The 21308-nt window shown below is 44.3% G+C and carries 19 protein-coding genes; 5 read left to right on the forward strand and 14 right to left on the reverse strand.

Features of this window, described 5'->3' with window-relative positions; translation table 11 throughout:
• Nucleotides 1–4: 4 nt before the first annotated feature.
• The gene (locus BO18_RS32500; RefSeq protein WP_051688549.1) at nt 5–2506 is read right to left on the reverse strand and encodes a response regulator; all 2502 of its coding nucleotides are present in this window, start codon (nt 2504–2506) and stop codon (nt 5–7) included.
• 284 nt (nt 2507–2790) lie between these two features.
• Here BO18_RS32500 and BO18_RS06830 point away from each other — a divergent pair, with 284 nt between their 5' ends.
• Together BO18_RS06830 and BO18_RS06835 are read left to right on the forward strand one after the other, a co-directional pair.
• Nucleotides 2791–2982 (forward strand): hypothetical protein, encoded by a 192-nt coding sequence (locus tag BO18_RS06830; protein ID WP_034444786.1) that lies wholly within the window; start codon nt 2791–2793, stop codon nt 2980–2982.
• Nucleotides 2983–3160: 178 nt separating this feature from the next.
• The gene (locus BO18_RS06835) at nt 3161–4441 is read left to right on the forward strand and encodes a dicarboxylate/amino acid:cation symporter (RefSeq protein ID WP_034444789.1); all 1281 of its coding nucleotides are present in this window, start codon (nt 3161–3163) and stop codon (nt 4439–4441) included.
• A gap of 28 nt (nt 4442–4469) precedes the next feature.
• Here BO18_RS06835 and BO18_RS06840 read toward each other — a convergent pair whose 3' ends face one another.
• The 5 genes from BO18_RS06840 to tig all read right to left on the reverse strand — a co-directional run bounded on the left by BO18_RS06840 (nt 4470) and on the right by tig (nt 10761).
• A complete protein-coding gene (locus tag BO18_RS06840; protein ID WP_051688550.1) occupies nt 4470–4820 on the reverse strand; it encodes a LytTR family DNA-binding domain-containing protein in 351 nt (116 codons plus the stop codon).
• Nucleotides 4821–5178: 358 nt separating this feature from the next.
• Nucleotides 5179–6729, reverse strand: coding sequence for a glutamine-hydrolyzing GMP synthase (gene guaA, locus BO18_RS06845; RefSeq protein ID WP_034444792.1), 1551 nt, complete (start codon nt 6727–6729; stop codon nt 5179–5181).
• A gap of 43 nt (nt 6730–6772) precedes the next feature.
• The gene (locus BO18_RS06850) at nt 6773–8098 is read right to left on the reverse strand and encodes a C40 family peptidase (protein WP_034444794.1); all 1326 of its coding nucleotides are present in this window, start codon (nt 8096–8098) and stop codon (nt 6773–6775) included.
• A gap of 54 nt (nt 8099–8152) precedes the next feature.
• Nucleotides 8153–9544 carry an asparagine--tRNA ligase gene (gene asnS, locus BO18_RS06855; RefSeq protein ID WP_034444797.1) on the reverse strand — a complete coding sequence of 464 codons (1392 nt, stop codon included), beginning with the start codon at nt 9542–9544 and terminating at the stop codon, nt 8153–8155.
• A 32-nt stretch (nt 9545–9576) separates the two neighbouring features.
• A complete protein-coding gene (gene tig, locus BO18_RS32510) occupies nt 9577–10761 on the reverse strand; it encodes a trigger factor (RefSeq protein ID WP_051688552.1) in 1185 nt (394 codons plus the stop codon).
• Between the two features lie 136 nt (nt 10762–10897).
• Between tig and BO18_RS06865 the strand changes: the two genes are divergently transcribed.
• The gene (locus BO18_RS06865) at nt 10898–11371 is read left to right on the forward strand and encodes a hypothetical protein (RefSeq protein WP_185752364.1); all 474 of its coding nucleotides are present in this window, start codon (nt 10898–10900) and stop codon (nt 11369–11371) included.
• A gap of 29 nt (nt 11372–11400) precedes the next feature.
• On the opposite strand, the gene BO18_RS06870 is transcribed toward BO18_RS06865, so the two are convergent.
• Nucleotides 11401–11853 carry a DUF1934 domain-containing protein gene (locus BO18_RS06870; RefSeq protein ID WP_034444798.1) on the reverse strand — a complete coding sequence of 151 codons (453 nt, stop codon included), beginning with the start codon at nt 11851–11853 and terminating at the stop codon, nt 11401–11403.
• A gap of 12 nt (nt 11854–11865) precedes the next feature.
• Nucleotides 11866–12735 carry a 4-(cytidine 5'-diphospho)-2-C-methyl-D-erythritol kinase gene (ispE, locus tag BO18_RS06875; RefSeq protein ID WP_034444801.1) on the reverse strand — a complete coding sequence of 290 codons (870 nt, stop codon included), beginning with the start codon at nt 12733–12735 and terminating at the stop codon, nt 11866–11868.
• Nucleotides 12736–12957: 222 nt separating this feature from the next.
• On the opposite strand from ispE, the gene BO18_RS06880 reads away from it, so the two are divergent.
• Nucleotides 12958–13584 (forward strand): hypothetical protein, encoded by a 627-nt coding sequence (locus tag BO18_RS06880; protein ID WP_034444803.1) that lies wholly within the window; start codon nt 12958–12960, stop codon nt 13582–13584.
• 67 nt (nt 13585–13651) lie between these two features.
• Here the strand turns inward: BO18_RS06880 and BO18_RS06885 are convergent, their stop codons facing one another.
• The 3 genes from BO18_RS06885 to BO18_RS06895 are packed head-to-tail and all read right to left on the reverse strand — an operon-like array spanning nt 13652 to nt 16702.
• On the reverse strand, nt 13652–14551 hold the full coding sequence (locus tag BO18_RS06885; RefSeq protein WP_034447117.1) for a dihydroorotate dehydrogenase: 900 nt from the start codon (nt 14549–14551) through the stop codon (nt 13652–13654).
• Nucleotides 14552–14562: 11 nt separating this feature from the next.
• Nucleotides 14563–15363 carry a dihydroorotate dehydrogenase electron transfer subunit gene (locus BO18_RS06890; RefSeq protein ID WP_034444805.1) on the reverse strand — a complete coding sequence of 267 codons (801 nt, stop codon included), beginning with the start codon at nt 15361–15363 and terminating at the stop codon, nt 14563–14565.
• A 16-nt stretch (nt 15364–15379) separates the two neighbouring features.
• Complete coding sequence (locus BO18_RS06895; protein WP_034444807.1) at nt 15380–16702, reverse strand: dihydroorotase; 1323 nt, start codon at nt 16700–16702, stop codon at nt 15380–15382.
• A gap of 136 nt (nt 16703–16838) precedes the next feature.
• On the opposite strand from BO18_RS06895, the gene BO18_RS06900 reads away from it, so the two are divergent.
• Nucleotides 16839–17576, forward strand: a complete 738-nt coding sequence (locus tag BO18_RS06900; RefSeq protein ID WP_034444809.1) for a lysophospholipid acyltransferase family protein — start codon at nt 16839–16841, stop codon at nt 17574–17576.
• 33 nt (nt 17577–17609) lie between these two features.
• On the opposite strand, the gene BO18_RS06905 is transcribed toward BO18_RS06900, so the two are convergent.
• From BO18_RS06905 to BO18_RS06915, 3 genes are read right to left on the reverse strand one after another with little or no spacing between them, the layout of a single operon-like run.
• Nucleotides 17610–18815: a D-alanine--D-alanine ligase family protein gene (locus BO18_RS06905; RefSeq protein WP_034444811.1), complete on the reverse strand. Its 1206-nt coding sequence runs from the start codon at nt 18813–18815 to the stop codon at nt 17610–17612.
• A gap of 31 nt (nt 18816–18846) precedes the next feature.
• Complete coding sequence (locus BO18_RS06910; RefSeq protein WP_034444812.1) at nt 18847–20499, reverse strand: Mur ligase family protein; 1653 nt, start codon at nt 20497–20499, stop codon at nt 18847–18849.
• An 11-nt stretch (nt 20500–20510) separates the two neighbouring features.
• Nucleotides 20511–21305, reverse strand: a complete 795-nt coding sequence (locus BO18_RS06915) for an alpha/beta fold hydrolase (protein WP_034444814.1) — start codon at nt 21303–21305, stop codon at nt 20511–20513.
• Nucleotides 21306–21308: the final 3 nt, after the last annotated feature.

The following is a 21308-nucleotide window of genomic DNA, read 5'->3' on the forward strand; positions in this document are numbered from 1 at the left end:
CCTTTCAACAACCTTCGTCAAAAAACTTATTCACCTGGGAAGTGATCTCATCCTGACTCATATCTTTGAAATTGTCCCGAATGAGTTTTGTCTTATCTAAACCGTCTTGCTCCTGCAAACCAGAATCCATCAATATCAGCTCAGCCTCATGCTTTTTAAGGTAGGCCAAAGCCTGCTGTCCTGACTTAACTACCACCACGTTATACTGGTCTGTAAGCCACTCCCTGACCTTGCGCAAAAACTCCACATCGTCAGCCACTACCAGTATGCTTCGTTCAGGCGCCTGCTGGCTCTTTTCCTCCTCCGTGTCATTCTCAGCCTTCTCCACAAGATCGGTCGGCAGATATTTTAGAAGCATACTCTCAAGCTTGCCTGTATCAATAGGCTTTGTCAGGTAGTCATCAAATCCGGCATTTATGTACATCTCACGCATTCCGGAAACCGCGTTAGCTGTAAGGCATATAACCGGCGTCTTCTGGTTTGGCGTATCCGTGCACTCCTTCATTTCCTTTATGGTCTCGATACCATCCTTGTCCGGCATCATATGATCCAGGAAGATCACGTCGTAAGGATTTCTCTTGAAAAGAGCTATGCAGGCATCTCCGCTATCTGCGGTCTCAATCTGCATTTTTGTCTCGCCAAGAAGACTTACAAATACCTTAAGGTTAACCTCAGTATCGTCCACCACCAGTATTCTTGCTTTTGGTGCCGTAAACTGTACCCTGTAGAGCTTTCTTTCGCTAATGTAACGCTTAAATGCTGCATCGAACTCGCCCACGGGCTCCCATTTCACCACTTTTTGCTCCAGGTCAAAAGAGAATACGGAGCCCTTTCCATATTCACTATCCACCTGAAGTTTGCTGCCCATCATATCGAGAAAACTCTGGGCTATGGCCATTCCAAGTCCGGTACCTTCAATATTTCGATTTCTCTTTTCCTCGATTCTCTCAAAAGCTACAAACAGCTTATCAATGTCCTCTTTCTTGATTCCGATTCCCGTATCCTTAACGCTAATATGGAGGGTTACATAGTCCGGTTTATCTTCGCATTTGGTGGCGGAAACAGAAAATGTAACGCTGCCTTCCTTGGTGTATTTGACGGCGTTTGAAAGGATGTTGGTTATAACCTGCTTGATCCTTATTTCGTCGCCATACATAACTCCTGGAATATTCTCATCCACATCCAGCTCGAAGGTCAGTCCCTTTTCGTCTGCCTTTCGCTGAACCATGTTCACAAGATCATTTAAAAGAGATACGAAGCTGTAATCCACGTTGATGATCTCCATTTTGCCAGCTTCGATCTTGGAAAAATCAAGAATGTCATTGATGATCCCAAGAAGGGTATTTCCTGCCGTCCTGATGCTCTCTGAATACATCAGGATCTTCTCATCGCGGCTGTCTCTAAGGATCATCTCATTCATGCCGATAATGGCATTCATAGGCGTTCTGATGTCATGGGACATGGTGGACAGAAAATAGGATTTTGCTTCATTTGCCTGATTTGCTTCCTTCGCCGCTGCTGAAAGCCTGCGGTTCAAGCTAAGAAGAAGTATCAGGTTGAAGTGAAGCAGCGCCATAAGTCCCAAGGTAACAATTCCTAAAAGGATCCAGTCAATTGACCTGTTCATCGTTAGCTCTTTTGCCGGAATATATGCCACGAGGAACCAGGAGTCCACACCACTAAGAGGAGTAAAGGCAATTACGCTGTCCTCATTCCTGGAGTTGCGGATATGCATTGATCCCTCGCTTGACAGGATGGTCTCCACTACTTTGTTGTATTCCTGAGGTGACATGGGATTGTAGGATCTGAAGTATTCAAAGAAATTGCTGTTTTTTAGGGACTTTCCGTGGATCATGTAGTCTCCATCCAAGTCTATAATGGATATTTCCACGTTTTCATACTCGCCCTTCAGAAAAACAAGCTTCTGTTCAAGACGGCTTACAGGAACCACGCGAATGATAAGTCCATCTCTCAAAGCGCCGGTCTCATTATCCAGGATCTTTACGTTATTTAAAAAGGCAATGGACTGGACACCATTAAGCGGATTCGTGTATGCCCTGGTCAGATTCACCCCGCCATTAACGTTACTGATCTCAATATTGTCAAAAATATCGATATGGGAATAGTTTACAGAATAATCCGTCAGATCCGTTGTACTTGGGGTAGTTGAAATACCTTTCATGGATCCGTCATCAATGAAGATAAGATGGCCTTGAATTTCAGGGGATACCTTGGCTTTTCTGATGTAAGAAATGGCTGCCTCAATGGTCATTGGAGTCCCGGCCTCTGCAGACCCGTTGATATAATTTGCCCAGATATCACACAGATGCTGCTCATCCTCCAGATAATTGGCAATGATCTGGGCTGTTGTTGTTGTCATTTTTTCAAAAGACGCAATTGAAGCACGGTCTGATTCTGTGGCTCTATCGTTAGCATATTTCACGATAAAGAAAAGGATCAAACCTACTATCACGATATTGATGATGATAATATCTCTTTTTTTCAATCTGTATCCTCAGTAAACTGCCCAACTTTTTGTATATCAACACAGATTAATTTTACCATTTTTTCGTACACTTATGGTATCAAAAAACACGCCCCATGGTTTTATGCTTATTCCCTGCTCTTTAGGGCCTCAACCATCTGATTCGCCTATACAATTATCCTATACATTTGTATACAAAAATATTAAATAATCATAAAATCGCTGCCACGTTGTACTCCTTACCGTATAATTATCTGGAAACAGAAATATTTCTTTCGAAATATAATGATATGGAGGGCTAATATATGAGTGATGAGATCAAGAAAAACGTTTCTGAAACTGATCTGGAAAAAATATCCGGTGGCAAAAAGGGCAGTATAGGAAAGAAGGGCAGTATAGGAAAGAACGATATAAATATTGTAGGTACGGCCATTGCAAGTTCTGGAGATGACCGCCGAGGCTGGGATGATCACGTATATGATCATGAAGGACCTTGAGCATTAAGGGCGGAAATTTAGAGGATGATGTAATAAAGGTCTCCTGGAGAATTATTCATATTCTCCAAGAGACCTTTTTGATTGCACCTACAGTTCGTAATATCATTCCACGCGTTCAATAAAATCATATAAACTTAATATCGTGGCATGGCAAACAATTATTTGTTAAAATAGAGTCATGAAAAACGAACATATTAAACCATCAAAAAATGCAAAAAGCATCATAATAACACTTCTTGCACTTATCCTTGGTATCGCGACAGGATTGCTACTCCAGTATAAAGCTCCAAAAGAAGTCGCCGATACACTTAGTTCTTATGTTTTTACCCCAGTCTATACCATGTTCATGAATGCACTGAAGATGATCGTGGGGCCACTGGTATTTTGCTCTATAGCTGCCAGCATATCGTCATTCTCTGACCTTAAAACTCTCGGAAGAATTGCCGCCAAAATAATGGCTTTATACGTTCTCACTTCTGCAATTGCTGTATTTGTAGGGTATTTTGCCTGGAATCTGTTCCCCATAGGTAATCCATCTCTTTTGGACAACATCTATGCGGAAGAGGCAGCTGAAACCGTCAAAAAGGCTGAGAGTACAACTGTCTCCATATTAGATACCATCGTAGATATTGTCCCAAATAACATCATTGCTCCATTTCAGAACTCAGACATGCTTGAGCTGATATTTATGGCTGTTATTCTTGGACTGGCAGTGGCATCTTTGTCTGACAAATACCCCATCGTAAGGGACATCCTTGTGGCTCTCGATAAGGTGTGCTCCAAGATAACAACTATTATTGTTTCATTCATTCCACTGACTGTATTCTGTTCCATGGCCAAGACCATGATCTCCATGAATATAAAAGAGTTCTCTAATGTTGTCGCCTGGGTTCCTTTGATCTACTTTGGCGACATAATGATGATGTGTGTATACATGCTGCTACTATTGTTCCTGGCCAGGTTGAATCCTTTCAGATTCGTGGCCAAATACCATCCTGCCATGCTTTCAGCCTTCACCTTTGCATCCAGTAACGCTGCCCTTCCATCCTCCATCGAAAAAGTGGATGAGCTTGGAGTATCCTCAACAGTCTATTCCTTCTCATTACCCCTTGGCGCCACAGTAAATATGGACGGCAGCTGTGTAGCACTTATAATATCCGCTCTGTTCTATGCAAAGACATACAGCGTTCCAGTAACCAGCAGCGTTTTCACAGCTCTTTTCATTGCGATCATCGCTCTGTCCCTTGGATCTCCCGGCGTTCCCGGAGGAAACCTGGTATGCATCGCAATCCTTATCCCAACAATAGGAGTTCCGCCCGAAGCAGTCAGCCTGATAATGGGTCTTTACCCACTTGTAGGCATGATCACAGCCTGCACCAACGTCACTGGAGATGCAGTTGTAACAACCATAGCTGCAAAAGCAGAAAAGCTGTTTGATATCGAAAAGTTCAATTCATGAGATTCGACCATTTGTATGCCTTATATACCTAAAACACCAGCCTTTGTTTCATCTCATTATATTTTTCTGAGGTCATAAGCGCGGTTTCATCGGTGTCTTTAAGAGTTACTGTATATGTCCACCTGCCGTATACCTCAAGCCTTTTGACCGCTTCTACTCTTATGATATATGACTTGTGACATCTCATAAATTTGTCAGGATCCAGCTTATCCTGGATAGTGGATAGAGACGCGGATGTAAGAAAGATCTCGTCTCCGGTCACTATTCTGCAGATGCCATCGGTACGTTCTATCATTATGATATCCTTAGTATCTATGAGGTTTATCTCTTCCTTGCCACGAATAACCAGCTTCTCATAACCGTTCTCTGTTTTAGCCACATTTAGGAGACTTCATTTTCAGTTGGTGACAATTTGTCACCAACTGACTTCCCTCGTCTTTAAGTCTCTGCTTTAGCTTATTCCAGTATTTTCTTCCATCCACACTTTCCGTAAGCGCCTGCACCACATCAACAATAGAGAAATACCACTCCTCTTCTAGAAATTGCAAAAAGCGCAATTTCTAGAAGCATCTGTTGTCGCCAGATACTTCGATAATTCATATGAAAATCCCTTCAGGATTTCCGCCGATAACAAAGGAGTCAGGACTGAAATGCGAGCATTTCATCCTGACTCCTTTATTATCGACTAAAGCCACTGCGTGGTTTTTCATATGAATTATCTCGTGCCTGGCTCGTTATCACTCAAGCTCCACCGTTCCTGGGGGCTTGCTTGTAAGGTCAAACATTACGCGGTTGACGCCTTTGACTTCGTTGATGATGCGGCTCATGACGCGCTGGAGAACCTCGAAAGGAATCTCAGAAGCTTCGGCGGTCATAAAGTCTACGGTTTCAACGGCACGAAGGACTATTGCGTAGTCGTAGGTACGCTCGTCGCCCATAACGCCTACGGAGCGCATGTTGGACAGAGCTGCGAAGTACTGATCGGGAAGTTTTTCAAGGCCTGCATTAGCAAGCTCTGTACGGTAGATGTAGTCTGCATCCTGAACGATACGAACCTTCTCAGCTGTAACTTCCCCAATGATTCGGATGCCAAGTCCGGGACCTGGGAATGGCTGACGGAACACCAGGTACTCAGGAAGCCCCAGCTCCAGTCCTGCCTTTCTGACCTCGTCCTTGAAAAGTGTACGAAGAGGTTCAATTATCTCCTTGAAATCAACGTAATCCGGAAGTCCTCCAACGTTGTGGTGAGACTTGATGACTACTGACTCTCCGCCAAGTCCAGATTCAACCACATCGGGGTAGATGGTTCCCTGTGCCAGGAAATCTACTCTTCCAATCTTCTTAGCCTCTTCCTCGAAGACACGGATGAACTCTTCACCGATTATCTTACGCTTTCTCTCAGGCTCTTCCACGCCTGCCAGCTTCTTATAATATCTGTCCGCTGCATTTACGCGGATAAAGTTAATGTCAAATTTTCCGGAGGGACCAAATACACCTTCTACCTCGTCTCCCTCGTTCTTCCTAAGAAGTCCGTGGTCAACAAATACGCAGGTAAGCTGCTTTCCAATAGCCTTAGCAAGGAGGGCTGCAAGAACAGAGGAATCTACGCCGCCAGACAAAGCCAGAAGGACCTTTCCGTCACCAACCTTCTCTCTGATCTCCTTAACTGTATTCTCCACAAAGGAATCCATTCTCCAGGTTCCTTCTGTCTCACATATTCCGCGAACAAAATTATAAATAATATCCTTACCACGAACGGTATGTAAAACCTCAGGATGGAACTGGATAGCATAAAGCTTCTTCTCTTCCCAGGCAGCTGCAGCAACAGGGCAGTCCGCTGTGTGGGCTACGATCTCAAATCTGGGAGCAATCTGGCTGATGTAGTCGAAATGACTCATCCATACAACAGTCTCTTTTTCTACTCCCTTAAATAACTTGTCAAAAGAGCCATCGATGAAGGTATTGGTTTTCCCGTATTCCCTTACAGGAGCCTTCTCGACTTTTCCGCCCATCAGAAGCATCATCAGCTGAGCTCCATAGCACAAGCCCAGAACCGGTATTCCCAATTCAAAAAGCTCCTTGGTATAAGATGGAGCGCCTTCTTCATAACATGAGTTAGGACCGCCGGTAAGAATGATTCCCTTGGGATTCATCTCCTTAATCTGCTCGATAGGTGTCCGGTATGAATAAATCTCGCAGTAAACATTACACTCTCTGACTCTACGGGCCACTAACTGGTTGTATTGCCCACCGAAGTCAATGACTATGACCTTTTCTTCTGCCGCCATTTTGCCTCCTGTCTTCTAAAGCTGATCATCCCCAATACATATATCACAAAAATCTTCTTACAGAAATAATTGACCTGTATGTGGCCGGACTATACTTAATTCCGGTCTTCTGAGTGCTGGCATGCACTATCTGGCCTCCGCCTATGTAAATACCAACATGACCACCATAGTAAATAACATCTCCGGGCTGAGCATCTCCATAGGAAACTTCTCTTCCATAAGACCCTTGCGCCCATGAGGTTCTGGGAACCGATATTCCAAAAGCCTTGTATACTGCCTGAACAAAACCGGAGCAATCTGCTCCATCTGTAAGGCTTGTTCCTCCGGGAACATAGGGATTTCCCACAAACTGGCAGGCATATTTCGCAATATTAGATCCTGTTGCACTTCCTGCAGCTGCGTAGGTCTTGCTGCTTGACCCGGATCCTGAAGAGCTGCCTGAACTGCCTCCTGCTGTATAGGTGCTGTCTCCCGAATCGTCATCATTATTCTGCGCGGCTTCCGCAGCAGCTTTTTCCGCTGCAAGCGCATCATCCGCCGCCTTCTTGGCTTCATCAACTTCTTTCTGTTTGGCCTCTATCTGTTTCTGCAGACTTGCAATGCTAGCCTGCTGACTCTTAACCTGTGCTGTGTAAACCGCCGCATCCTGCTTAGCCTTGGCAAGCTTAACCTCATAGTCAGCGTAAGTTGCCTTATACTCAGCAAGAAGCTCCTCCATGTAGGCTTCCTCTTCTTCAAGCTCATATTGTGAAGCCTCAAGCTCTGCCTTCTCCTCTTCAAGCTGTTGTCCCAGGGCATAGGCAGCTTCCTTGGCTGCAACAAACTCTGCAAGCTTTATCCTGTCATACTCATAGAGCTGTTCGACATACTGTGCCTTATTGAGGGCATCTGCGTAACTTGTAGCTGTCAGAAGAATCTGCACATATGAGAAATTCCCTTTCTCATACATGAACTTTATTCGCTGTACCATAGATTCATACAGAGTCTCTTCGTGGTTTTTGGCCTCCTCGTACTCTGCGTTGGTATCATAGATCTGCTGAGATTTATCAGCAATATCTTCCTTGATCAGCTCAATATCTGTCATAAGGCCTACTATCTCGGCCTGAGTAGTATCAATAGATTCCTGTGTCTCCCCAAGAGCCTCCGAGGTATCATTTATCTTATTGTTGGCCTCGTTAAGCTTATTCTGACTGGCTTTCTGCTGGCTCTCTGCAGCATTTTTCTGCTTTTTAAGGGCCTTCTCTTCCTCCTCCAACTTCTTTTGAGTCTGCTGAAGTTCCTCACTGGTAGTAGCATAGGAGTACACAGGTGTAAGCGCAAAAAAAGCAAGGGAAAGTATCACGGCCATGACAGAATATAATCTTCTCATACCAATACCCCCTTGCTTAGTTTTCTTAAAGTTATTATAACATGATATACATCATCAAAGCTCGCAGTTTCCTACAGTTCTTGGGAATGACTCAACGTCTCTGATGTTACCCATTCCTGTAAGGTACATTACGCAGCGCTCAAAACCAAGTCCAAATCCTGCATGGCGAACGCTTCCATATCTGCGAAGGTCAAGATAGAACTGATAGTCCTCCTTCTTAAGTCCAAGCTCATCCATTCTCTTTTCAAGAGTCTCAAGATCATCCTCTCTCTGGCTTCCACCAACGATCTCACCGATTCCGGGAACAAGACAGTCAGCAGCTGCTACAGTCTTTCCATCCTCGTTGAGCTTCATGTAGAAGGCCTTTATCTCCTTTGGATAATCAGTTACGAATACAGGCTTCTTGAAGATTTCCTCTGTAAGGTATCTCTCATGCTCAGTCTGAAGATCACATCCCCAGCTTACCTTGTAATCAAACTTGTCATTATGCTTAGCTAAAAGATCTATTGCCTCAGTGTAAGTGATTCGACCAAACTCGTTGTTTACTACATTGTTAAGTCTCTCAATAAGACCCTTATCAATAAACTCGTTGAAGAATGCCATCTCCTCAGGGCAGTGCTCTAAGACATACTTGATAACGTACTTGAGCATAGCCTCTGCAGTATCACAGTCATCCTTAAGATCTGCAAAACACATCTCAGGCTCGATCATCCAGAACTCAGCAGCATGTCTTGTGGTGTTTGAATTCTCTGCTCTGAAGGTTGGTCCGAAGGTGTAAACATTCTTGAAGGCGAATGCATAGGTCTCAACGTTGAGCTGTCCGCTTACAGTAAGGTTTACAGGCTTTCCGAAGAAGTCCTTTGAGTAATCAACCTCTCCCTCCTCTGTCTTAGGAACATTGTTAAGATCCATTGTTGTAACCTGGAACATCTCACCTGCACCCTCACAGTCACTGCCTGTGATAAGTGGTGTGTGAACATATACAAAACCTCTCTCCTGGAAGAAAGAGTGGATTGCAAAAGCTGCCACTGAACGAACTCTGAATACTGCTTCAAAAGTATTTGTCCTTGCCCTTAAGTGTGGAATTGTTCTAAGGAACTCAAGGGAATGTCTCTTTGGCTGAAGAGGGAAGTCAGGAGTTGAAGGTCCTTCGATCTCTACTGTATCTGCCTGCATCTCGAAAGGCTGCTTTGCATTAGGAGTTGCAACGATTGTTCCTGTTGCGATAATAGCAGCTCCCACATTGAGCTTGCTGATATCTGCAAAATTAGGAAGTGCATCTGTATATACAACCTGCAGAGGCTTGAAATATGTACCGTCATTTAAAACGATAAAGCCTACAACCTTAGAATCACGGGAATTTCTTATCCATCCACCAACTGTGACCTTCTTCCCAACGAATTCATCCTGCTTCTCAAATAATGCTCTGATATCTGTTAACTCCATCTTTTTATCCCCTTTTCGAATATACGATATATTTACTGTGCGTCTACCACAGTATCTTTCTCTACCAGGAATTCTGCAACCTTGTCAGTAAGGATTGTCTCTCTGTAATCCTCTGTATCAAGAATAGCCTTGAACTCCTCAAATGTGCTGTACATCTGAGAGTAGTAGCTGTCATAGTAGGTGCGGATCATGTCATCAACTTCCTGCTCTGAAACCTCTATGCCCTCTTTATTAGCTATAGCCTGTACAATCATGCTTCTCTTGGTCTGCTGAGTTATGATATCCCCAAGGTAATCCTCAACTGTGCCTGAAATGCCATTGCTCTGCATAAGGCTTGTGATGTATTCATCAACTGTGGTCTGTACTCCGTATGTGTAGTATAGCTGCTGAATGTAGCTCTCCACTGAAGAATTGACCATCTTGCTGTATCTGTTGTAAAGCTCCTCGGGAACCTCTTCTACAGTGGCATTGTCAACTGCAACCTCAATGGCCTGATTCATAACCTCTGCCTTGTATTCCTCTTCAGCATCTGCTTCAAGTTCTTCCTTAAGTTGAGCCTTGTACTCCTCAAGAGTCTTGGCATCCTCAAGTCCAAGGGATGCAACCCACTCATCAGAAGGCTCCTCTTCTGCCACCTTAATGCCATTAACCTTTACTGTGAAGACCACATCTTTACCAGCCAGATCTGTTGCCTGGTAATTCTCAGGGAAAGTAAGATTAAGATCTACTGTCTCTCCGATTCCTACTCCGATAAGTCCGTCCTCAAATCCGTCAATAAAAGATCCTGACCCTATTACAAGTGAATAATGCTCTGATGTGCCACCCTCAAATGCCTCAAGAGTATCAGCATACTTGCCTTCAAAATCAATATCTACTGTATCGCCGCTCTCTACTTTTCTGCCTGTAACATCCTTCATGAGAGGGTTTGAAGCATACGCACTTTTTAAGCTGCTCTCCACTGCCTCATCTGTAATCTCAGTCTTTGTGGCCTCAATTGTAATGCCTGTATACTCTCCAAGCTTAACCAGTTTATCAAGGTCGTAGTCAAGAACCGTCTTTGTAGGAGCTTCCTGCTCTGCTCCTTCTGTAGCAGCTGCTTCTGTACCAACCTCTGTAGAAGCCTCTGCTGAACCTTCTGTCTCAGTCTTTGAACCGCACGCTGAAACGCAGGCTACTGTCAGCATTAATGCCGCTGAAAGCATGAATTTCTTTTTCATAATAGTACTCCTTCAAACAATATTTTTTATACTACCACACTCTTCCTTCTTATTAAAGTATTTTATTGCCTATCCAGATAAAGAATGCTAAAATAGGAATGCACTTTTTTTGATTTGTTTTCGGGAGGTTTTAGTTTTGAACACAGGATTGATCGTACTTATTGTTGTTGCAGTGATCCTTGCTGCAATAGTTGTTGCACTGATAATACTTGGTAAGAGAGCCCAGAAGAAACAGGAAGAGCAGCAGGTACAGCTGGATGCAATGAAGCAGACCGTAACCATGCTTATCATTGACAAGAAGAGGATGAAGCTCAAGGAAGCAGGTCTTCCCCAGGCAGTCATCGATCAGACACCTAAGCTCCTTCGTGGTTCCAAGCTCCCTATCCTCAAGGTAAGAATTGGCAACAGAGTTATGAGCCTTATCTGCTATGAGAAGATCTTCGAGCAGGTTCCAACCAAGAAAGAAGTTAAGGCTTCAGTAAGCGGTATTTATGTAACTGAAGTAAAGGGACTTCACGGAAAGGTTCAACAGAAGGAAGAGAAGAAGGGATTCTTCAAAAATCTTGTATCAAAGGCCCAGGAAAAGGCCGGCGCCAAGATGGTTAAATAATTTCATAAGGAAAAGTAAAGCGGTGGCATTTAATTTGCCACCGCATTTTTTATATCTATAACTATCATCGATCTGGACACCACCTGCCCCTGAAGCTCAAGGTCATACTCTGCCACCACCTTGATCTCTTCATCGTTCCTTCCCTTGTTGAAATCAAAGCTGTGGGTAGTTACCTTCATCTGCATGGAGCCATAGGGTGTAGCATATTCAGTATCGTAGACCAGGTTCTCGCCAAAGGTTAGCGTAGATTTTGTGGCGCCACCTCTTGTGATCTCCATCTTATTTCCATCTGCATCAATAAGGACCTTATTATGAACCTTCATGGAATTGCCACCAAGATCCTGTTCCTCATCATATTCTACGACCCGGCTTCCATCCTCAAGCATCTCAAAGATACCCTCGGCAGAAGTCTCCACCTTCTCAGTAGGTTCTCCCTCCCTGGCGTGTATGCCTGTGACATTTACTTCTACATTTCTGTTCATAAGTTCACCTGCTTACTTGTTGGGGTCAATGGGTTCTGATAAAAAGAGCTCTGGGGCCAATCCACTTTCCTTGACTGCCCTGTAGCCTTCCTGTGCTTTCTCCTTGTCGTCATAAATTGCAAAAACTGTAGGACCTGAGCCTGTCATAAAGGCTCTTATGGCACCATTGTCTTCCAATATCTTTTCTATGTCTTTGATGATACTGTACTTTGATGTGGTCACATCCTCCAGTACATTACCTATAAGATCACACATTCCCTTAAGGTCACCACCCTCGATGGCATCCCTTATTCCATCTATATCAGGATGAGAAGGAATATCTTTGCTATCAAGTTCTGTGTATACCCAGCCTGTAGAAACTGCTATGGCAGGCTTAGCTATCACAAGATGGCACGCCGGCATCTCCTTAATGGGGGTAAGGACCTCTCCAATCCCTTCGGAAAGAGCTGTTCCTCCAATAATACAATATGGAATATCAGCCCCAAGCTTAACTGCCAGTTTGCAGAGCTGTTCCTTAGTAAGTCCCAGGTCCCAAAGATCGTTAAGTGCCAGATAGGTAGCTGCACCGTCGGTACTTCCTCCGGCCATTCCTGCCGCCACCGGGATCCTCTTTTCAAGGGTAATGTCAACGCCCTTTGTCACTCCGTATTCCTTTTGAAGCTGATGAGCAACCTTACAGATAAGATTACTGTCATCCGTAGGAACCCCTTCAGCCGAAGCAGAAAGATTTACCTCTCCTGATTCGTTTAATTTATATGTAAGAGTGTCATAAAGATCTATATTCTGCATTATCATGCGAACTAAATGGTAGCCGTCATCTCTTTTACCTGTTACATCAAGTCCCAGGTTTATCTTGGCATATGCTTTTCTGGTAATCTCCATACTCAAAAGCCGCTCCAGTACTTAATATTAGCCCTTTTAATCTGCTATAAATCATCATAGGACCACGCTTAAACGTTTACAAGAAAAAAAATCATAAAAAAATAAAAAATTTTTATTTTAGCCCTAAAGTTTTTTCCAAATCTGCCGACAAACAGATTAGGTAAACTATAGTTTCGTTTCAAGCGCGGTATTTAGCTAACCTGTGCGGAAAAGGAGTTCTATATGGGCGTAAACGGAGTTACCGAGGTTACTAACAACATCGCAACGACCTATGCTTCTACCATTAATGCTCCTGTAGAGGACAAAAAGAAAAATGAAGAAGTAAAGGCCAAAACAGAAGCGGCTGCAGTTTACGAGAAATCAGAGGAATCGTCTTCTAATACCGCCAAGACTTCCTCAAAGGAAACCGACAGAACAAAGATCATTCAGCAGTTGAAAGCCGATGATGCGCTTCGCCAACAGCAACTTTTGGACATAGTCCACAAGATGATGGGCAAGCAGGCCAACGCCTATGGTATGGCCAACACTGATAATGACGATGATTCTATCTGGAAATTCCTGGCTAAGGGTGATTTCACCGTAGACGCAGCAACAAAAGCGCAGGCGCAAGAGGACATCTCAGAGGATGGCTACTGGGGCGTTAAACAGACCTCAGAGCGAATCCTTGATTTTGCCAAAGCTCTTGCGGGAGACGATCCTGAAAAGCTCGAACAGATGCGTTCAGCATTCGAAAAGGGTTACAAACAGGCTGAAGAGACCTGGGGCGGCGAACTGCCGGAGATTTCAAAAAACACTTTCGATGCGGTAATGAAGGGATTTGACGACTTGACAGGAAAAACAGAAACCTAAACTGTTGCTAGTAACAAAAGAGGAAGGGCCCTCAAAAGCTCTTCCTCTTTTCTTTTTGCATTTATTCTTACAGGATTCCCCGAAGTTCATTTATATCTTCGACATTGTACTGTCTCATGTAATCCTCAATGCCCTCAATAACCTTTTCAGTGGTATAAGGATCATGGAAGTTCATGGCGCCTACTGCTACTGCTGTGGCACCGGCCATGATAAATTCAATGGCATCCTCTCCGTTTGCAATTCCTCCCATTCCGATAACAGGGATCTTAACTGCATGAGATGCTTCGTAAACCATTCTCACAGCAACAGGCTTTATGGCAGGACCTGAGAGACCTCCTGTCTTATTCGCCAGAGCAAACTTCCTCTTGTGTATATCAATCTTCATTCCTGTGATGGTGTTGATCAGAGAAATAGCATCAGCTCCTGCTGCCTCTGCAGCCTTTGCCATCTCGGAGATGCTTGTAACATTAGGGCTGAGCTTCATGATCACAGGCTGCTTAGCGTGTGCCTTTATCTCTTTAGTGATGTTATAAAGCGCATCTGCATTTTGTCCAAAGGCAATGGCCCCTTCCTTGACATTAGGACAGGACACATTTATCTCCAGCATGTCAACAGGCTTATCGGACAGTTTCTCCACCACATCAACGTAGTCCTCAACGGTCTTTCCGCAGACGTTAACTATGACACGTGTGTCAAAGTCCTTAAGAAATTCCAGATCTCTTTTTATGAAAAGATCTATTCCCGGGTTCTGAAGGCCAATGGCATTTAGCATTCCGCCGAAAACCTCGGCTACTCTGGGAACAGGATTACCCTCCCAGGGCACGTTGGCAACTCCCTTTGTAACCACAGCTCCAAGGCGATTAAGGTCCACAAACTCCGAGTACTCTATACCGGAACCAAAGGTCCCTGAACCTGTCATTACCGGATTTTTAAACTTTACTCCTGCTATCTCAACTGATGTGTTCATCATGATTCCTTTCACATATCCAGATCTCTTGCATCAAATACGGGACCATCTGTACAGATCCTTGCATTTTTAACAAGGGAGTGATCATCAACATTCTTCGTCTTGCAGATACAGCCAAGGCAGGCTCCAACTCCGCAGGCCATTCTCTCCTCGAGGGAGATATAGGCTTCTATATCGTTTTCCTCTGCGTAGTTCTTGATAGCCTTAAGCATGGGCATTGGACCACAGGCAAAGATAACATCGCAGGGGACTTTATCAGCCTTTATGGCATCCAGAACATTTCCCTTTGTACCCGTGCTTCCATCCTCAGTTGCAATGTGCATGCTGCTGTATCTGGAAAACTCATCAGCAAGGAAAGTCTCACTGTCCCTGTATCCCATGACAGCACTTACTTCCTCAGGTGTTGTATCTCCCCTTAATAGCGAAAGCCTTTTGGTTGTCTCAAGAAGTGGTGGAACGCCAATTCCACCTCCCATGACAACAGCTCTTTTGCCAGCAGCCTTCTCAAGCGGAAAGCCATTTCCCAAAGGTCCAAGGATCATGATATAGTCCCCGGGCTGATACAGTGCAAACTCTGCAGTTCCGGTGCCCACAACCCTGTACACCAGTCTAATGGCAGACCTTTCAGTATCCACCTCACAGATGCTGATGGGTCTTGGAAGGAGTGTTGCCTTGTTCACAGGATAAACGCCTACAAACTGGCCGGGCCTTACATCACCTGCCATAGGGGTTTCCAGCCACATGTCATAGATTCCCTCAGCCAGCATACCCTGGCTCAATACTTTAGCTTCTTTTTTTATCTTTTTTGACATCAGAAATCTCTCCTAATCAATTATCAGAGGCATAGACTACATTTCCTCTGCAGATTGTATCATAAATCTTTCCAGGGAACTTCTCTCCAAGGAAAGGTGTGTTAGTGGATTTTGAAAGGCTTTGATCAAAGGCCCACTCCTCATCAGGGTTAAAGACCACAAGATCAGCGCTTCCCCCAATCCTTATTGCTCCTGCATCTATACCGTATAACGCTGCAGGATTACAGGTCATGGCTGCAAGAAGCTCCATGAGGCTTAAGTGTCCGGGCATAACCAGCTCGCGAATGCCCAGGGCCAGGGAAGTCTCCAGTCCCGTAATGCCACTTGGTGCCTCCCTGAATGGCTTGTCCTTCTCTTCCTTTGAGTGAGGAGCGTGGTCCGTGGCGATCATGTCGATGGTGCCATCTTTAAGTCCCTCTATTATTGCCAGTCTGTCACTTTCAAGTCTAAGAGGCGGATTCATCTTGGCCAGGGTTCCGTGGGTCTTAACTGCATCCTGGGTCAGTGTGAAATGATGAGGCGTTGCCTCGGCAAAGACCTTTACCCATTCCCTTCTGGCCTGCCGTATTAGCTCAACAGATTCAGCAGCGCTTATGTGCTGGACAACTATTGTAGCTCCGGTCTTTTTGGCGATATCGATATCTCTTTTCACCATGGAGATCTCAGCTTCTCTTGGAGAGCCCTTAAGCCCCATGGTCTCTGCCACTTCCCCGGCATTTATGCCATTGTCTGTTATTACCGCCGGATCCTCCTCGTGAAGGCTTATGACCTTTTCAAGTCTAACTGCTTCCTCACAGGCCTTCTCCATCAGGTTTTCATCCATCAGGGGTTTTCCGTCATCAGTGAAAAGAACTGCTCCTGCCTCTACAAGCTCTTCCATAGGTGTAAGCTCTTTTCCCGACATGCCCATGGTGACATTTCCGCAAGCGTAGATTTTTATTCCGGTCTTGCCTCCACGGTCAAGCACATCCTTAATGGTATTCACGTTGTCCATATGGGGATAGGTGTTTCCCATCATTATCACACTGGTAAAACCACCTCTGGCTGCTGCCCTGGCGCCGCTTTCAATATCCTCTTTGTAGGTAAATCCAGGATCTCTAAAGTGAACATGACCATCAACAAGTCCCGGAGCAACTACACATCCGGTGGCATCTATCTCTGTAATAGATTCGGACTCCACGCCCTCCATGAGCTTCATGGACGCAGCTTCCTTCGCCATCTCATCCAGGCTTCCGCAAAGCCCGATACTGGCGATCTTGTCACCGTCTATTAAAATGTCGTAAAGGCCCTCAGTCCCCGTAGCAGGATCCATCAGCCTTCCATTCTTTATTATTATCATTCTTACAAGCTCCCATCCTTAATGTTCAAATTTACTTTATCATAAAACCTTTGGCTCACACCACAGCTTTTGTTGATTTAGCCCTGCAACTATGAGAAAATAGTCTAAGATTTTTGGAAACAGGAGATTCATCATTATGATACGAACTATTCTTGCAGTTTTGTTTGTTGCAATATTTCTGATACTAAGTCTGCCATTACAGGGAGTGCTCTTGATCATCGGAAAGTTCAATCCCATGGTTAAGAAGAAAGTATCCCTAGCAGTTGTCGGTTGGGCATTTAATGTAGTTTCTTTCATCAGCGGCGTTAAGCGCACCGTCATCGGCGAGGAAAATGTTCCAAAGGATCAGGCTGTTCTTTACGTAGGAAACCACAGAAGCATTTTCGATATTGTCATTGCTTACCCAAGAGTTCCGGGTCCAACAGGATTTATTTCCAAGAAAGAAGTCTTAAAGGTTCCTCTTCTTAACATCTGGATGATCTATCTTGATTGCCTGTTCCTGGACAGAAAGGATCTCAGAAAAGGCCTTGAAATGGTCCTTACTGCCATAGATAAAGTCAAAAACGGTATTTCCATCTTCATTTACCCTGAAGGAACCCGAAACAAGACAGACCAGCCTTTGGGAGAGTTCCATAAGGGAAGCTTCAAGATTGCCCAGAAGTCAGGATGTCCCATCATTCCTGTTGTAATGAACCACTCAGATGAAATCCTTGAAAAACATGTTCCATTCATCCGCAGCACCAAGGTTGTAATCGAATATGGCAAGCCCATAATCATGAGCGAGCTTTCAAAGGAAGATCAGAAGAACATCGATGGATATGTAAAGAATATCATCGAGGAAATCTACCTTAAGAACGCAGCAATGAAGTTGTAAAAAAAGCAGGAGTGGCCACTCCTGCTTTCTTTTTTACATCTTGCTGCCCTTGCTTCCGCCTCCAAGCTTAACGCCTTCAAGGACGTTAGTATCGAAGGAGTAAACCACCTTGTGGTTCTCTCTGTCAGCCTTAAGAGTCAGCTCTATCATGTTGTCCAAAAGAGTCTCATACTTCATTCCCAGTGGCTCCCAAAGATAGAAGGAAAGAGATCCGGGAATAGTGTTGATCTCATTTAAATATACTTCATTGGTGTCCATATCGATCATGAAGTCGATTCTTGATACACCGCTGCAGCCAAGGCAGATAAATGCATCAACTGCCATCTTTCTGATCTTGTCTCTCATCTCGGAAGAGATCTCAGCAGGAATCTTTCTCTTAAGAGAAGCCATTCCCTTGCTGCCTCCGGTCTTAGCACCCTTAGCGCCGCCCTTTGCTCCACCGATATACTTATCTTCAAAGCTGAGGATCTCGTCAGAGTTAACTGGCTCCTCACACTCAGAAGCCTGGGCTGACTCGTAGTCGCCAAGTACTGAGCAGTTGATCTCCTTAAGGTTAGTGATAGCTCTTTCTACAAGTATCTTCTTGGAGAATTCAAATCCAAGATCAAGGGCTTCCAAAAGCTCATCTCTGTCCTTTGCAAGCTTGATACCGATACTGGAACCAAGGTTTAAAGGCTTAATGATAACAGGATAGGTGAATGCTTTCTCGATCTTTGCAACAAGACCATCCACATCCTCATAGTCTTTCCAGGTATAGCACTTGCAGTCAAGAACAGGTATATCATTGTCCTTAAGGACTGTCTTCATTACGTATTTATTCATTCCGACAGCAGATGAGAGAACATCACAGCCCACAACAGGAAGCCCCATTGTAGCCAGGTATCCCTGTAAAGTTCCGTCCTCAACATTTGTTCCGTGAACGATAGGGAATGCGATATCTACCTGTGTGATCACATTGTTACCAAACTTCTTCATTGGGTATCTTACAAGGGATACTCTATCACCTTCCTTAACCCATATAACCTGTGTGCTCTTTTTGAGAAGTTCAGGAATGTGAGTGTACTCCTCGATATTTCCTACTGCATCACCTACATAAAAATCATTGTTCTTTGTGATGTAAACAGGTATCACATCATACTTTTCCTTGTTGATGTAACCAATTGCCTGTATTGCTGAGATGATTGAGATCTCATGCTCTGTACTTTTTCCGCCAAATAATACTGCTACTTTCAGCTTCATAAAATCCTTCTTTCACCGGTCTGCAAATTTCTTACTTATAATTATCGGGCAGATCGTTCTCTAAAAGTATAACCTTTTCTCTGCCTGCGTCAAGTTCATACATAAGCTTGGAAGCTTCCGTAAAGGTGCTCTTTACAAAGAGCTTCTCCGGGTCAAATCCGGCTTCCTCAACGCCTTTCTTAATGGAAGCACTGTTCTTATCTCCTACCAGGATTATATAATCACAGACTCCAGCTGCCTGAGCTCCGAAGTCTTTGTTGTACTCATCTTCCTTCTCTCCCAGCTCAACCATTCCGGGAGTAACAAGGATCTTAACGCTGTCCTCAAAAAGAGCCAGAGTCTCAAGAGCCACCTTTGCTCCATTAGGATTAGAGTTATAAGCATCATCAAGGATAGAAACATTTCCGTGCTTAACAAGTTCAAGTCTGTGGGGAACGCTCTGAAGCCTTCTTACAGCCATCCGAAGCTTTGTCATAGGAATGCCCAGACTGTTGGCTGCAGCAATGGCTCCCACAATATTCTCCACGTTGTGTCTTCCCACAAGCTTTGTATTAAACTCGCTGCTCTCTCCGGTCTTTGAAGTAACAGTAAATGTAGTTCCTGCGCCGGTAACCTTTATATCTGTTGCCCTGAAGTCACAACCTTCTGAAAGTCCATAGGTTATAGCATCAGGATACTTCATATTATTTCTTATGATCTCGTTGTCGCCGTTTACAAACTTAAGGTGTTTGCCGGGAACCTTTCCTCCCTCAGCCTTCTCTTTTTCATCTACTGCATCTAAGAGTTCATACTTGGTGCTGATGATATTTTCCAGGGAATGAAAGGTTTCAAGGTGCTGATATCCGATAGATGTCACGATTCCGTCATCAGGATGAACAAAATCCGTGATCTCTTTTATATCATGAAGGTGACGGGCGCCCATCTCGCAGACAAATACCTCGTGAGTTGGCTGCATGTGCTCCCTTATGGTCCTTACGATACCCATGGGAGTGTTGTAACTCTCGGGGGTCATAAGTACTCTGAAGCCCTCAGACAAAAGCGTTGTCAGATAATACTTAACACTGGTCTTTCCATAGCTTCCGGTTATTCCGATGATACGAAGGTTCTCATGTTCCTTCAGTATCCTTACTGCGTCGTCAATAAATCCCTGATTTATACGGTTTTCTATTGGCTTGTTGATAAGGTTAGCAAGAGCAGGGATAAAAGGAAGCACTGTCACATAAATCACAGCTCCCATAATCAGTCCCACGGCAAATAGCACATCACCGTATTCATCAAGCCCAACCTGAGTCACTCTCACGCCAAGACATCCCAGGGCAAAAATAAGGACTGTCAGGACAACGTAAGTGATAAAAAGTCTCTTTACCCTGTCAGTTACCACAAACTTTTTCTTGGCCTCCCTAGGAAGATAGGAGATAATAAGGCCGATGAAGATTCCAAGTATTGCCAGCAGCATTACTATCGGCAACGCCATGGAATTAAAGCCTGCACCAAAGAACACCAATACAAAAAATATAAGGAAGAGAATATGGAACAACACTCTCTTCCAGTTAGTCTTCATGAACCTGAAATATCCCTGAAACTGGTAGCTGGAAAGCTGAAGCATATGGGTATAAAACCGCAGTCCCAGAAAAGCCAGACAAAGTACAGGTATTATCAATACAAAAGCTGAAATCAAAAACATAATCTATTACCTCAGATACTTATTCCCAAAAAGCTTCCCAAAATCTTGTTGTAAAGATATGGATTCTCAAGGAATGAATAATGCCCCACGCCGTTAATTACTGCAAGGCCAGCCTCAGGCATCTCTCTTTCCATGGTCTGTCCATCCGAAAGAGGAGTCGCTGTGTCTTTATCGCCCCAGATCAAAAGAGCCGGCATAGTCACAGACTTCATGTATGGTACAAGATCCTCGTTTACAACCTTAACAAGAGACTGTCTCATAACAGGCGAAGCTGCTGCATAGTCCGCACTTCCAAATTTCTTTTGAAGCTTGTCCAAACTTCCGGGAAAAGCCTTGGCAATTCCGGTCTTGGTAAGAAGATTCTTGTAGAACTTATATCTCCTGGTGCGTTTCTTTTGCGCCTCAGTCTTTACAGGAAGCACCCCGGCAGCATCCGTCAGAATTACCTTGGGGATAGTAAAGCAAGCCTTGATCCTTCCATCATGAATACCGGATGCAAGCTTTATAATGATCCTTCCGCCCATGGAATGACCAAGAAAAATGATCTCCTTCTCCTGAGGATAAAGCTCTTTTATGAACTCAAGGACAAAATTCACGAAGTCATCAACGTTCATGGGCTCAAGAGGTTCATCGCTCTTTCCAAAGCCCGGCATATCCATAGCCACCACGTGGTACTTACTCTTTACGAAATTAATTATCCCGGAAAAGAGCTCTATGTTGGAACCCCAGCCGTGAAGCAAAACCAGGAGCTGTCCCTGCCCCTCGTCTATGTAGTTTATATTTAATCCATTAATAGTAGTCTTCATAAT

It is taken from the genome of Butyrivibrio sp. AE2032, from assembly GCF_000702965.1.

Bases quoted from the DNA above. Each gene is read 5' to 3' on its own strand.
- tig (WP_051688552.1), bottom strand. From the start codon at position 10,761: ATGAAAAAGAAATTCATGCTTTCAGCGGCATTAATGCTGACAGTAGCC.
- BO18_RS06880 (WP_034444803.1), top strand. From the start codon at position 12,958: ATGGGCGTAAACGGAGTTACCGAGGTTACTAACAACATCGCAACGACC.
- BO18_RS06915 (WP_034444814.1), bottom strand. From the start codon at position 21,305: ATGAAGACTACTATTAATGGATTAAATATAAACTACATAGACGAGGGG.
- BO18_RS06830 (WP_034444786.1), top strand. From the start codon at position 2,791: ATGAGTGATGAGATCAAGAAAAACGTTTCTGAAACTGATCTGGAAAAA.
- BO18_RS06885 (WP_034447117.1), bottom strand. From the start codon at position 14,551: ATGAACACATCAGTTGAGATAGCAGGAGTAAAGTTTAAAAATCCGGTA.
- BO18_RS06835 (WP_034444789.1), top strand. From the start codon at position 3,161: ATGAAAAACGAACATATTAAACCATCAAAAAATGCAAAAAGCATCATA.
- BO18_RS06890 (WP_034444805.1), bottom strand. From the start codon at position 15,363: ATGTCAAAAAAGATAAAAAAAGAAGCTAAAGTATTGAGCCAGGGTATG.
- BO18_RS06870 (WP_034444798.1), bottom strand. From the start codon at position 11,853: ATGAACAGAAATGTAGAAGTAAATGTCACAGGCATACACGCCAGGGAG.
- guaA (WP_034444792.1), bottom strand. From the start codon at position 6,729: ATGGCGGCAGAAGAAAAGGTCATAGTCATTGACTTCGGTGGGCAATAC.
- ispE (WP_034444801.1), bottom strand. From the start codon at position 12,735: ATGGAGATTACCAGAAAAGCATATGCCAAGATAAACCTGGGACTTGAT.
- BO18_RS06850 (WP_034444794.1), bottom strand. From the start codon at position 8,098: ATGAGAAGATTATATTCTGTCATGGCCGTGATACTTTCCCTTGCTTTT.
- asnS (WP_034444797.1), bottom strand. From the start codon at position 9,544: ATGGAGTTAACAGATATCAGAGCATTATTTGAGAAGCAGGATGAATTC.
- BO18_RS06895 (WP_034444807.1), bottom strand. From the start codon at position 16,702: ATGATAATAATAAAGAATGGAAGGCTGATGGATCCTGCTACGGGGACT.
- BO18_RS06905 (WP_034444811.1), bottom strand. From the start codon at position 18,815: ATGAAGCTGAAAGTAGCAGTATTATTTGGCGGAAAAAGTACAGAGCAT.
- BO18_RS06900 (WP_034444809.1), top strand. From the start codon at position 16,839: ATGATACGAACTATTCTTGCAGTTTTGTTTGTTGCAATATTTCTGATA.
- BO18_RS06910 (WP_034444812.1), bottom strand. From the start codon at position 20,499: ATGTTTTTGATTTCAGCTTTTGTATTGATAATACCTGTACTTTGTCTG.